Raw genomic sequence first — 13436 nt, 5'->3', positions numbered from 1 at the left:
TATCGGATTTACCCTAGCCGACAATCTTTTGGCATCGATTGAAGATCGCTTAACGAAGTGATAGCACTACCAATATCAAGTGTTTCTGCGTCGGTATGACCGATTCCTAAGCTATGCATAACGAGACGATGGGCTGTTCTAGGTTTTAGTTGATTAACAACAAATCGAATCATATCGCTACGGCATAAAGACTCCAGCTCTTCAACGACTATTTGACGTTGGTTAAATTCGAGATCTTTGTTTCCGATGGCAACCCATAATCGCTGAGCTCGACTGCGAAGCGACGTATCAGGTGTCGACATTTGATTTATTAACCCTTTTTTACTGCTTTGCCACTGATACTCATTTAACTCCAGTAGCACCATATAGAATGCGTTGAGAAATTCATCAATCGACTTCATTAACTCAGTAGGAGAGGCGTGAGGAGATTGGACATACAGAACAATTCCTGGGTGGCGGTTAAGTGGTAAATTTCCTGTTCCTACCATATAGCCCAATTGTTGTTTGGTTCTGATCTCATTAAAAAAGGTTGCTGACATCAAATGATTCGCCAGTGAATAAAGTGCGATATTTCGTGGCAATATGTTTTCACACTGATGATAAACCACAACGGCAGAGTCTTCTTGGTTGCATTTTATTTCATGCTGCAATGATCCTTGATTACCAAGCATAATTAAAGGTCGCAATGACTCTTCATAACGTTGATCTTGTGCCAATAATGTTTGATAAACCGTGTCACCGATTTCAACGGCATCTGCTTGAGTCCAGTCACCTACGACAAACACTTCGATGTGCAGTAGTGTCATTATTTGATCAACAAAAGGTTTTAGGTCGTTAAGTTCAACTGTCTCAAGGGCCTCTAAAAGTTGTGTAAATGGTGGATTATTCGGTTGCAACAATCCTGTAAGAGCATTAAAGAGTTGGGATAATGGGCGATCTAATGAAGAATTACGCCAGCTTCTTTCTAGCTGAGTTTTAATGGTATCAAATCGAGGTTGGTTGAATTCTCGGTGAGTAAACCGGTGCAATATTAACTTGAGGAGTTCGAGTTGTTTGGCGTTGAACCCAGAGAGTGAAAGAGTTACTCCACCTTGATGAGCATACATATTGTAACTCATACCTGCGATTTCCGCTTGATAAGTTTCCTCAACAAGCGAATCGAGAAACATTTCAACACATAGACGAACCATAACAATCGCTCGTGGACTCGATACCGCATGAGGGCTGTCTATTGCGATATAGATGACCCCTTTAGGAACCCTAAACTGGCTATCTTGCATGTGCCATAAACGATACCCTTCACTCTCTTTCAGTATCTGTGGTGTATCATGATACTGTTCTAATGTTTTGGGAGTTTGTACATCCTGAATAAACGGATTTTTCTTAGGTAGGTGGATGTCGAGATCGGCCAGTGGCGTCGCTAACAGAGTTCGTTCTTCATCACTCAGTTTTCTCATTGAATAAGGGGTGAAGTACCAGTTGGCTTTTTGGTTATATTCACCGTCAAAAGCGACTAATGTTACACGCAAGTTGTCTAACGTAAATTGATCGATAACCTCTCTTAATACCGCCTCGTCATACTCTGTCATCATGTAGTCACCAAAAATAGTGTCATCGAGATGATAGTGCTGCATATTGATCACTAGGTGCGATACCGTTTCTAACGCTCTGGTTTTTTCTTGAAAACGAAATGCTGATTCTATGACTGTTTTCTTTTCGATATATCGCCATTCTTCAAGCCCTTGTTGACGAATCAACTCGATAGTTTGAAGAGTTGCTTGGGTTATTTCTTGAATGAATTCTAGGCCGTCGTTGGTCAGTTGGAGGCTAATGTTAAATTCACGGTAATTACTCCCACTCGCGCCACCACCTGCAGATAACCCGGTAATCCAACCTTTATTTTTCAATGCCAATAATAAACTGCCTTCACCTTCGTGACCGATAAGATGAGCAAAATAGGAAAGGGGCTTTGTTTGGTAATATTGATTCATTGACGGAAGCGGAAAGCTTAAGGTGAGCTTACGAATCTCTTTTAACGGTTCTATCTGTATATAAACCGCACGTTGCTCTTCAGTCGTAAATGGAATGTCTATTTTTTTTCCACGTAACGATTTGTTGGTCACTTGTTCAAATAAAGGCGTTACAAGTGCTTCCATATCATCAAGGGATTGGTCACTAATTATCGCAAGAGTCATGATATCAGCAGAATATTGTTGTTGGTAGAATGACAAGATTTCTTCGCGAATCGATTTTTCATTTCTGTCGTTTAATGTGTGTAAGTTACCAACAGAGAATTTTGAAAACGGATGCTCTGGATTGATCGTCTCTTTGTGTACCTGATATAAGCGTCGCGTATCATCATTTAACTTAAGTTTGTATTCCGACTCAACCGCTTGGCGTTCCTTATCAAGCGCTTCTTCATTAAATAAGGGTTCAAAAAAGAATCGAGCAAAGCGATCTAAGCCTTGTTCAAAAGCATTTGGACTAATATCGAAGAAAAAGCAACTATGCTCTGTGCCAGTCCACGCATTGTGAGTCCCACCATGCTGATTTATGAAGCTTTGGAACTCACTGGTTTTAGGGTAGGTTTTTGTCCCTAAGAAAAGCATATGCTCCAAATAATGAGAAAGTCCTTCACGATCAATCGGATCGTCGAAGTGACCAACATTCACCGCGAGTGCTGCAGACGATTTTTGGGTCGTCGAATCTTCTATCAATAAAACTCTTAATTGATTTGATAGAGTTAGGTAGCGGTAGTTGTTGGAATCATTCGGGCTTATATGCACAATGTTAGTTCTCGTTCGTCGTTTAATCATTTAGTATGGCGTTGATTTGATTACTCGCAACGTCTTAGGACTATTTTTATGAGCAAAATAGTGTTTTCGTGCTTATAAAACCATTAAGATATCGAGTATATACACAATAATAAATATCGCTGCGTTTAAACTTTAACCAAACTACAGAATGTCTGGACTTGGGGTGTAGAGTAAAAGGTCGTTACTATGAAAATTTATATTATGCGTCATGGAGAAGCCGGGCTTTTAGCTTCCTGTGATGCAGAGAGAACATTAACCCAGCGTGGGAAAGATGAATCTCTTGCCACAATTACCCAGTCATTAGATAAAATGCCAGCGAAAATAGATAAGGTCTTCGTCAGTCCTTATGTTCGCGCGCAAGAGACATGGCAACAAATAGCGCCTTTATTGGATGCAAAATCCGTTGAATTATATGATGACATTACACCTTACGGACAATCAGAACAGGTATACGAATATGTGTGTGCCTTGGCTGAGTTAGAAAATCTACAGTCTATTATGTTCGTGTCTCACCTCCCGTTGGTTGGGTATTTAACCGCTGAATTTGTCGCTGATTTATCCGCTCCAATGTTTCCAACATCTGGACTAGCGTGCGTAGAATTTGACGTCGCATCAAAACAAGGTGAGTTACTGTGGCAGAACCGTCCTTAATATAACTCTTTGAAAAATATATAAAGTAAACCGATTTAATCTCGAGCCATAAAATTGACTTTTCTATGGTTCGATATTTGCATATTGATATCTTGATTGAGCAAATTCGTGCTCATATTTTGAGATAACAGTGGCAAAAAGGTTTATGAAGTTTACTTTACCGTTTAGTAATAAGTTTCCCAATGTTTCACAGCGAGGCCTACCAGCAGTAGGCGCACCAGTCATGGTATTGGCAACACTCGCAATGATTATATTGCCAATCCCTGCCTTTTTGCTCGACCTCTCTTTCACTTTCAATATTGCGCTTTCCATGGTGGTACTTTTAGTGACGATTTACACTCGTCGACCATTGGAATTCGCGGCTTTTCCGACCGTTTTATTAATTGCGACCTTACTGCGCTTAGCATTGAACGTAGCTTCTACCCGTGTTGTTCTCTTAAAAGGTCACGAAGGCGCAGGTGCCGCGGGTAATGTGATAGAAGCATTTGGTAATGTCGTAATTGGCGGGAACTACGCTGTTGGTCTTGTTGTATTCCTTATCTTGATGATCATTAACTTTATGGTTGTAACCAAGGGTGCGGGAAGAATATCAGAAGTTAGTGCGCGTTTTACCTTGGATGCCTTACCGGGTAAACAGATGGCAATTGATGCTGACTTAAATGCAGGGCTGATTGACCAAGAGCAAGCTCGGACTCGACGTTTTGAAGTGACAAAGGAAGCAGATTTTTATGGTTCGATGGATGGTGCTTCTAAATTCGTCAAAGGTGATGCGATTGCCGGTATCTTGATTCTTTTCATCAACATTATTGGTGGGTTGAGTATTGGTATGGCTCAATATGAATTGAGTTTTGGTGAAGCGATTGAGATATACACCTTATTGACCATTGGTGATGGCCTTGTCGCACAGATTCCATCTCTTCTTTTGTCGATTGGCGCAGCCATTATGGTGACGCGTCAAAATACTGATGAAGACATGGGACAGCAAGTTGTTTTCCAGCTTGTTGATAACCCTAAGGCTCTGATGATCACTGCGATTATTTTGGCTGTTATGGGTGTTGTCCCAGGGATGCCTCACTTTTCGTTTTTACTTCTAGCATCATTGGCTGGAGGAAGTGCTTATTGGATTAATCGTAAGCAAGGTAAAGAAAAAGAAGAAAAACAACTTCCAGATACACCAGCTGTAGAAGCACCAATCAATAAAGAACTGTCATGGGATGATGTTCAACCTGTTGATATTATAGGATTAGAAGTGGGTTATCGATTGATCCCGCTGGTAGATAAAGATCAAGGCGGCGAGTTACTTGAGCGTGTGAAAGGTGTACGGAAGAAACTATCACAAGATTTTGGTTTTCTTATCCCACCCGTTCACATTCGAGACAACTTAGAGCTCACGCCGAATAGTTACCGCATTACTTTAATGGGTGTGGCTGTAGGTGAAGCTGAAATTAAAGCGGACCAAGAGTTGGCGATAAACCCAGGCCAAGTTTATGGTGCGATTGAGGGTGAACATACATTCGATCCTGCTTTTGGCTTAGAAGCGGTATGGATATCAGACGAACAGCGTGAAACAGCACAAGCACTAGGCTATACCGTGGTCGATGCTGCAACAGTGCTTGCGACCCACCTCAGTCAACTATTAACCAATAATGCTTCACAATTGATAGGCCATGAAGAGGTTCAGAACCTATTAGATATGCTAGCGAAGTCAGCGCCTAAATTGGTGGATGGCTTTGTTCCAGATCGTGTTTCTTTAGGCGTTGTTGTTCGTGTGCTACAGAATTTACTTAATGAAGCCATTCCAATTCGTGACATTCGGACGATCGTCCAAACACTGGCTGAATACTCAGGAAAGAGTCAAGAACCTGACGTATTGACTGCCGCTGTACGCATCGCCTTGAAACGCCTTATCGTTCAAGAAATCAATGGTATCGAGCCTGAACTGCCAGTTATTACTCTAATTCCAGAATTGGAACAGATATTGCATCAGACTATGCAGGCGTCTGGTGGAGAGTCTGCTGGCATTGAACCGGGTTTAGCTGAACGTCTTCAATCAGCATTAACTCAAGCAACTCAAGATCAAGAGCTTAAAGGTGAAGCCGCGGTTCTCTTAACTTCAGGAATACTTCGTTCAACATTGGCGAAGTTTGTGAAGAACACAATACCGAACTTGAGAGTCCTTTCTTATCAAGAGATACCAGATGAAAAACAGATTCGAATTGTTCAAGCAGTTGGAAATTAACTTGAGAGTACAGTTGATTGATGGTGGATTTTAGCATTGAAAATTAAACGTTTTTTCGCTCAAGATATGAAAGCGGCGTTGCTACAAGTCAAAGAAGAACTTGGGTCTGATGCCGTCATCATGTCTAACAAAAAAGTTGCCGGTGGTGTCGAAATCGTCGCAGCGGTTGACGGCGATAACACGCTACCTAAATCATCGGCTCAGCAGTACAACAGTCAACCGCGTCACAAAACACCCGCACCTGTCACTCGATCTGCTCCGCTAACACGCAACCTAGCAGATGATCAGGTTCAACTAGGTCGTCGTGGTAGCCAGAATGAAGCTCCAATGACGAAACGGTTTGCAGATTTGCTCAATCAATATTCTACGGATGATTCATCTGCGGACAACTCTGAGCAAGCCGACTCTTTGGATGCATTGTTAAAACGTCAAGCGAAAGGCAGCCAAAGGGATCAAGGTAGTAGTAGAAAACCGTCGCAAAACCGCCGAGGAAACGAAACGGCTTCAAATTCGCTTGCTGGTGGGCGAGGAGGGGTGTCTAAATCTCCTAATATGAATGTTAACTCTCATGAAGAGAGCGACGGTGAATTGAACTTAATGCGTGAAGATATTAATTCGATTCGGCGATTACTCGAACATCAGGTTTCGGGATTGATGTGGCAGGAGGTTGAACGTCGAGAGCCGTTAAGAGCAATGCTGATTAAGCGACTCGAACGGATGGGAGTCTCATCAGAGCTTGCGGATCAACTTGCTTGCTATATCCCAGAAGATACTGCACCGCCAAAAGCGTGGAAAGCTCTGTTACGACTCGTAGCAGACCAAATTCCTGTGGCAAAAAAAGATATTTTGAAACGAGGTGGGATTGTCGCGTTACTTGGTCCCACTGGAGTAGGAAAAACCACGACAATTGCTAAATTGGCCGCGCGTGCCGCAATGGAATATGGATCTGACAGTGTGGCGTTAGTCACCACAGATACCTTTAGAATCGGAGCGCATGAACAATTGGCAATTTATGGAAAAATTATGGGTTGCCCTGTAAAAGTCGCTAAAGATTCCAACGATTTAGCCGATGTTATACATCAGCTGCGAAATCGGCGTCTCGTGCTTGTTGATACGGCTGGTATGGGACAACGAGATGTCAGACTGTCAGAGCAATTAGATACGTTAATGCAAAATAGTGGAGAGAATATTCATAGCTATTTGGTTTTACCTGCAACAGCTCAAAGGAAAGTATTACAAGAAACCATCGATCACTTTCGGCGGATTCCTTTGTCCGGTTGCATTATGACCAAGTTAGATGAATCACTGAGCCTTGGTGAATTTGTGAGTGTGATTGTACAGAATGCATTGCCAGTGGCGTATATCGCAAATGGCCAACGAGTACCTGAAGATATTGTACTCGCACAACCGAAATTCATGGTAGCAAAAGCAAATGAATTGCTTGAAGACTCTGATGAAAATGAGCCTCGCTACTGGAGTAGTGACTCAGAGGGATATTAGGCGGCGAATCGATATGACGAACAATATGATACAAGATCAAGCGAGCGGATTACGCCGTTTAAGTAAACCCTCTCTCACCAAGGTAATTACGGTTACCGGCGGAAAAGGTGGTGTTGGCAAATCTAACGTAACACTTGGCATGGCAATTAGTATGGCCCGTCAAGGCAAACGAGTGATGGTATTGGATGCTGATCTCGGGTTGGCTAATGTCGACATTATGCTTGGTATTCGACCAAAGAAAAATTTAGGCCATGTCCTTGCAGGTGAGTGCGAATTAAGTGATGCCATTGTAGAGGGGCCTTTTGGAATACGAATAATCCCAGCCACATCGGGAACTCAGTCGATGACAGAGCTTTCTCATGCGCAACACGTGGGACTGATTCGCGCGTTCGGCAATTTGGATGAAGAGATGGACGTCTTGTTAGTAGATACCGCGGCTGGTATCTCAGATATGGTAGTGAGTTTTTCTCGAGCTGCTCAAGATGTCGTAATAGTGGTTTGTGATGAACCCACTTCAATAACTGATGCTTATGCGCTTATTAAGCTACTTAGTCGAGAACATCAGGTTCAGCGCTTCAAAATCGTTGCGAATATGGTTAGAAGTTATCGGGAAGGTCGAGAATTGTTTGCTAAGCTAACATTAGTTACTGAACGTTTTTTGAATGTCACTATTGAACTGGTTGCATGTATACCGCTAGACGATAATGTTAGACAGGCCGTTAAAAAACAGAAAATCGTTGTCGAAGCGTTCCCTAAATCACCAGCGTCATTGGCGATAAACTCTCTCGCTAATAAAGCACTAATGTGGCCAATACCTAAAACGCCAAGTGGGCACTTAGAGTTCTTTGTTGAACGCCTACTTTATCGATCTGACACGGCGGAGGAATAAGTTAGTGAATAAGCCACTCACATATGATCACCGCGGTAATTTGCAGGGGCAGAATGCATTTTTGGAAAAGTATTCCGTTTTAGTTAAACGGATTGCTCATCATTTGATGGCTCGTTTGCCTGCCAGTGTTCAGGTTGAGGATTTAATACAAGCAGGGTTGATCGGCTTGCTTGAAGCGCAAAAAAATTATGATGGTAGCAAAGGTGCAAGCTTTGAAACCTATGCTGGTATCCGTATTCGAGGTGCAATGTTGGATGATATGCGCCGCGGAGATTGGGTTCCACGGTCAGTTCATCGCCACAGTCGTGAGATCGCTCAAGCCACGTCAGTGCTAGAAGGAGAGCTAAATCGTGATCCCACCGACACTGAAATTGCAAATTATTTAGAAATGTCTCTAGATCAGTACCATACTGTAGTTAAGGACATTAATTGTTCGAGAGTGGTGGGTATCGAAGATCTAGGTGTTTCCGATGATGCAATATCGCCCATCGAAATGGTGGAAGATGATACTCCGTTTAAAGGTGTTGCCGATGAAAGTTTTCGCAATGCACTTATAACGTCAATCAAATCACTGCCTGAGCGAGAAGCGTTAGTCCTTTCGCTCTACTATGATGAAGAGCTTAACTTAAAAGAAATTGGTGAAGTACTTGGCGTGAGTGAATCACGTGTTAGTCAAATACTGAGCCAAACTATGCAACGTTTAAGAACGAAATTGAGTTCTTGGACTCAAGATGATTAATTTTTGTCACTGATCTCTATCTCAGTGGAGGCTATTTTGAATAAAAACATGAAAATCCTGATTGTTGATGACTTTTCAACGATGCGCAGAATTGTAAAGAACCTACTTCGTGATCTTGGCTTCAATAATACCTCTGAAGCCGATGACGGGTTGACCGCACTACCAATGCTTAAGAATGGTGATTTTGATTTCGTGGTTACGGATTGGAATATGCCAGGAATGCAAGGTATCGATTTGCTCAAGAACATCCGAGCAGATGATAACTTAAAGCATTTACCAGTGTTGATGATCACGGCAGAAGCAAAGCGTGAGCAAATTATTGAAGCTGCTCAAGCTGGCGTGAACGGTTACATCGTTAAACCATTCACCGCGGGTACTCTTAAAGAGAAGCTCGATAAAGTTTTTGAACGATTATAACTCGACGCTTTATGTGATATGAGGAATGGATATATATATCGTTCATTATTTGATCCAATAGCATGTGAAAGGCTAAGACAGGATGATTTCATTAGAACAAGCGAGACAACTCGTACAGTACTTAGAGCAAGAAGAGCAAGATAGTGCAAATGCTCTTTTAAGCGAGATCTGTAATCGTCAGTTAGAAAACCCGATGTTTAATCAAATCGGAACACTAACGCGAGAATTACATGATTCGTTAAGAGAATTTCATCTAGATGAACGGATGAATGAAATTGCGAATGATGAAATTCCAGACGCCAAAGATCGTTTGCAATACGTGATTTCTAAGACGGAAGTTGCTGCGAATAAAACGATGGATTCCGTTGAACGTTGTATGCCGATCGCAGAGAAGCTGCATGGGAGCTTGCTTGAAGTGAGACCTCAGTGGAATCAGCTCATGCAAGGTCGAATAGATATCAGTGAGTTTAAAGTTTTGTGTCATGGAATAGATGATCTATTAAGTCAGATTGAAGGAAACAGCTCGGAGCTTCAAGGGCAGTTGACTGAAATACTAATGGCTCAAGATTTCCAAGATTTAACAGGACAGATTATAAAACGCGTGATTGAGTTAGTTGGCGAAGTAGAGAAGCAACTAATTGGCGTTCTTACAGTATTTGGTACTGATAAACTACAAGATAAACCAGATGAAGTAAGCAAGCCAGTGGGCCCAGAAGGTCCAATCATTAACGCTTATGAGCGGGAAGATGCTGTCTCTTCTCAAGATGAAGTTGATGACTTGTTATCAAGCTTAGGTTTTTAGAGGTACTGCATGAGCTACGAATTAGACGAAGAAATTCTACAGGACTTTTTAGTTGAGGCGGGTGAACTCCTAGAACTGTTATCTGAGCAGTTGGTGGATTTGGAGAATAACCCGAACGATAAAGACCTTCTTAATGCCATATTTAGAGGATTCCACACTGTGAAAGGTGGCGCAGGGTTTTTAGCGCTCACTGAATTAGTGGAAACGTGTCATGGTGCAGAAAACGTGTTCGATACTTTACGTAACGGACAACGTGATGTTGACGCCAGTTTAATGGATACGATGCTACGTTCTCTAGATACCGTCAATGAGCAGTTCCAGGCAGTACAGGAAAGTGAACCGCTAGTGGCAGCCGATCCTGAATTATTGAAAGAACTTCATCGTCTTTCAAAGCCACAATCAGAAGATGAAGCTGAACCGGAAGTAGAACCAGTTGTTGCCGAAGAACCCGAGCCTGAGCCAGAACCTGAAGTGGTACTCGCTCCTTCCAATGAAGCAGATGAGGGTTCTATTGATGAAATAACAGAAGACGAATTCGAAAAGTTATTGGATGAATTACATGGGGCAGGTCAATCGCCAAATGACGCCAATGATGAGGCACCAGCTGTCGCTGAAGCGCCTCCAGCTTCCGATGATATTACCGATGATGAGTTTGAAAAACTACTCGATGAATTACATGGCTCTGGTCATGGCCCCTCAGATGACTCGCCACCGGTTAGTAAGCCGACTGCACAAGAATCTGCTTCAAGTAGCGATGATAATATTACCGATGATGAATTCGAAAAGTTACTCGATGATCTTCATGGTTCGGGTAAAGGTCCAAATTTAGAACAAGCAGAGCCAGCGCAAGCACCAGCCGCTCCGTCGGCACCAGCAGCACCAGCAAAACCTGAAGCTAAAGTTGAGAAACCCAAAGCACCAGCGCCGAAACCTGCTGCGGCAAAAGCTCCTGCTGAAAAACCAGCCGCTTCGAAAAAAGAGACAGCGGCTCAGGCTAAGAAACCTCAAGCAGAGGCAACGGTACGAGTTGATACATCAACGTTAGATGTGATCATGAATATGGTTGGGGAATTGGTTCTCGTTAGAAACAGGCTGATTAGTTTAGGGTTGAATCGCAACGATGAAGAGATGTCGAAAGCGGTCTCTAACCTTGATGTAGTCACGGCAGACCTACAAGGTGCGGTGATGAAAACTCGGATGCAACCAATCAAGAAAGTGTTTGGTCGTTTCCCTCGAGTGGTTCGAGATCTGGCGCGTACACTGCATAAAGATATTGTTTTGGAAATGCGCGGTGAAGATACCGACCTCGATAAAAACTTAGTAGAAGCACTTGCAGATCCATTGATTCACTTGGTTCGAAACTCTGTTGACCATGGTATCGAAATGCCAGCTGACCGTGTTAAATCCGGTAAATCTAAGACTGGTAAAGTGATTTTATCTGCGTCTCAAGAAGGTGATCACATTGAACTATGCATCATCGATGATGGCGCAGGGATGGATCCAGATAAACTTAGATCGATAGCGGTGAAACGCGGCCTTATGGATGAAGATGCGGCGGCTCGATTAACCAATAGCGAGTGTTTTAATCTTATCTTTGCTCCTGGGTTTTCTAGTAAAGATCAGATTTCTGAAGTATCAGGCCGTGGCGTCGGAATGGACGTTGTTAAAACGGCAATCAATACACTGAATGGCTCGATTGACATCGACTCAGAAATGGGTAAAGGAACGAAGATTTCCATTAAGGTTCCACTAACGTTAGCAATATTACCAACGTTAATGGTTGGTGTTGCTGATCATCCATATGCTCTTCCCTTAGCGAGTGTGAATGAAATATTCCACCTAGATTTAAGCCGTACCAATATCGTAGATGGTCAGTTGACAATCATTGTACGTGAGAAATCGATACCGTTATTTTATTTGCAAAACTGGCTTGCACCTCAAAAAGGTATTGTCGAGCCAAGAAAAGGACATGGTCACGTAGTTATTGTTCAACTAGGGAGCCAACGAGTTGGTTTTGTTGTTGATACTCTTATTGGACAGGAAGAAGTGGTTATTAAGCCTTTAGATGAATTGCTACAAGGTACACCAGGAATGGCAGGAGCGACGATTACGAGTGATGGTCATATTGCGCTTATTCTTGATATAGCAGACCTTTTAAAACGATACGCATCTGTGTCTCGTATTTAATGACGTAATTGGAGTAAGGGAAATATGGCAATTAAAGTGTTAGTGGTTGATGACTCAAGCTTTTTCCGGCGTCGGGTAAGTGAAATCATTAATTCGGACGTGCGTATGGAGGTGATGGATGTCGCAACAAACGGCAAAGAAGCGATAGAAAAAGCCAAAACGCTTAAGCCTGATGTGATCACTATGGATATAGAGATGCCTGTACTTGATGGTATTTCTGCTGTTAAAGAAATTATGGCGACCCATCCAACACCCATTTTGATGTTTTCTTCATTAACTCATGATGGAGCCAAGGCAACACTAGATGCACTTGATGCCGGAGCTTTAGACTTTTTACCTAAAAAGTTTGAGGATATTGCCCGAAATAGAGACGAAGCGGTGACATTGCTTCAGCAACGAGTTATTGAAATTTCTCGTAAAAAGTCGTCTCTTCGTCGTATCGCACCTGTTGCGAAAAAGTCGACAACATCATCCATTAGCCCACAAAGTGGGAGTGGATTAGCACGTCAGACGGCATCAGCGAAACCGGTGACATCGACAAGAACATCGCCACTTGAGAGAACGACATCTCCTCAAGCATTTGGTTCTGCTGCGGGGCGATTTAAAGCCTCTGGAAAGCGTTACCAACTAACCGCGATTGGAACATCAACGGGTGGACCGGTTGCGTTACAGAAGATTTTGACCCAGTTACCTGCAAATTATCCACATCCAATTCTACTCGTACAGCACATGCCTGCGACATTTACTAATGCATTTGCCAGTCGTTTAAATACTCTGTGTAAAATCTCAGTTAAAGAAGCTCAAGATGGCGACATATTGCGTCCTGGAGTGGCGTATCTCGCACCTGGTGGTTTACAAATGATGGTAGAAGGGCGCCCTGGATCCGCTAAGTTGAAAGTTTTCGATGGCGGTGAACGAATGAACTATAAGCCAAGTGTTGACGTTACTTTTGGTTCAATCGCTAAAACATTTTCAGACAAAGCTCTCACGATGATTTTAACAGGAATGGGAGCAGATGGCCGTGAAGGATCTCGGATGCTACAGGCATCGGGGTCTACAATTTGGGCTCAAGACGAAGAAAGTTGCGTCGTCTATGGCATGCCTCAAGCTGTGGCTAAAGCGGGAATATCGTCGGAAGATTTACCTCTCGACCGCGTAGCGGAAAGAATGCTGGTTGAACTAGGGCTAAGGTAGGA

General features: G+C 42.8%; 10 protein-coding genes. 9 read left to right on the top strand and 1 reads right to left on the bottom strand.

Going from position 1 to position 13436, the window contains the following annotated elements; translation table 11 throughout:
* Positions 1-8 precede the first annotated feature (8 nt).
* Positions 9-2786 carry an insulinase family protein gene (locus tag ACXJY6_RS05535; protein ID WP_458767706.1) on the bottom strand — a complete coding sequence of 926 codons (2778 nt, stop codon included), beginning with the start codon at positions 2784-2786 and terminating at the stop codon, positions 9-11.
* Between the two features lie 216 nt (positions 2787-3002).
* On the opposite strand from ACXJY6_RS05535, the gene sixA reads away from it, so the two are divergent.
* The 9 genes from sixA to ACXJY6_RS05490 all read left to right on the top strand — a co-directional run bounded on the left by sixA (position 3003) and on the right by ACXJY6_RS05490 (position 13434).
* On the top strand, positions 3003-3467 hold the full coding sequence (gene sixA / locus ACXJY6_RS05530) for a phosphohistidine phosphatase SixA (protein WP_456050888.1): 465 nt from the start codon (positions 3003-3005) through the stop codon (positions 3465-3467).
* Positions 3468-3612: 145 nt separating this feature from the next.
* The gene (flhA, locus tag ACXJY6_RS05525; protein WP_456050889.1) at positions 3613-5706 is read left to right on the top strand and encodes a flagellar biosynthesis protein FlhA; all 2094 of its coding nucleotides are present in this window, start codon (positions 3613-3615) and stop codon (positions 5704-5706) included.
* A 66-nt stretch (positions 5707-5772) separates the two neighbouring features.
* Positions 5773-7206, top strand: a complete 1434-nt coding sequence (gene flhF / locus ACXJY6_RS05520) for a flagellar biosynthesis GTPase FlhF (protein ID WP_458767705.1) — start codon at positions 5773-5775, stop codon at positions 7204-7206.
* A 13-nt stretch (positions 7207-7219) separates the two neighbouring features.
* On the top strand, positions 7220-8095 hold the full coding sequence (locus ACXJY6_RS05515; RefSeq protein ID WP_456050890.1) for a MinD/ParA family protein: 876 nt from the start codon (positions 7220-7222) through the stop codon (positions 8093-8095).
* Positions 8096-8099: 4 nt separating this feature from the next.
* Positions 8100-8834: an RNA polymerase sigma factor FliA gene (locus ACXJY6_RS05510; protein WP_456050891.1), complete on the top strand. Its 735-nt coding sequence runs from the start codon at positions 8100-8102 to the stop codon at positions 8832-8834.
* A gap of 48 nt (positions 8835-8882) precedes the next feature.
* Positions 8883-9251 carry a chemotaxis response regulator CheY gene (cheY, locus tag ACXJY6_RS05505; protein ID WP_456051063.1) on the top strand — a complete coding sequence of 123 codons (369 nt, stop codon included), beginning with the start codon at positions 8883-8885 and terminating at the stop codon, positions 9249-9251.
* Positions 9252-9333: 82 nt separating this feature from the next.
* Positions 9334-10053, top strand: a complete 720-nt coding sequence (locus ACXJY6_RS05500; RefSeq protein ID WP_456050892.1) for a protein phosphatase CheZ — start codon at positions 9334-9336, stop codon at positions 10051-10053.
* A gap of 9 nt (positions 10054-10062) precedes the next feature.
* Complete coding sequence (locus ACXJY6_RS05495) at positions 10063-12240, top strand: chemotaxis protein CheA (protein WP_456050893.1); 2178 nt, start codon at positions 10063-10065, stop codon at positions 12238-12240.
* A gap of 24 nt (positions 12241-12264) precedes the next feature.
* A complete protein-coding gene (locus ACXJY6_RS05490; protein WP_456050894.1) occupies positions 12265-13434 on the top strand; it encodes a protein-glutamate methylesterase/protein-glutamine glutaminase in 1170 nt (389 codons plus the stop codon).
* Positions 13435-13436 lie beyond the last annotated feature (2 nt).

This window comes from Vibrio phycocola (assembly GCF_054404255.1).
This window is presented reverse-complemented; position numbering and strand designations above follow the sequence as displayed.

Excerpts from the sequence above, each read along its gene's own strand:
- sixA (WP_456050888.1), top strand. The coding sequence starts at position 3,003 with ATGAAAATTTATATTATGCGTCATGGAGAAGCCGGGCTTTTAGCTTCC.
- flhA (WP_456050889.1), top strand. The coding sequence starts at position 3,613 with ATGAAGTTTACTTTACCGTTTAGTAATAAGTTTCCCAATGTTTCACAG.
- flhF (WP_458767705.1), top strand. The coding sequence starts at position 5,773 with ATGAAAGCGGCGTTGCTACAAGTCAAAGAAGAACTTGGGTCTGATGCC.
- ACXJY6_RS05515 (WP_456050890.1), top strand. The coding sequence starts at position 7,220 with ATGACGAACAATATGATACAAGATCAAGCGAGCGGATTACGCCGTTTA.
- cheY (WP_456051063.1), top strand. The coding sequence starts at position 8,883 with ATGAAAATCCTGATTGTTGATGACTTTTCAACGATGCGCAGAATTGTA.
- ACXJY6_RS05500 (WP_456050892.1), top strand. The coding sequence starts at position 9,334 with ATGATTTCATTAGAACAAGCGAGACAACTCGTACAGTACTTAGAGCAA.
- ACXJY6_RS05495 (WP_456050893.1), top strand. The coding sequence starts at position 10,063 with ATGAGCTACGAATTAGACGAAGAAATTCTACAGGACTTTTTAGTTGAG.
- ACXJY6_RS05490 (WP_456050894.1), top strand. The coding sequence starts at position 12,265 with ATGGCAATTAAAGTGTTAGTGGTTGATGACTCAAGCTTTTTCCGGCGT.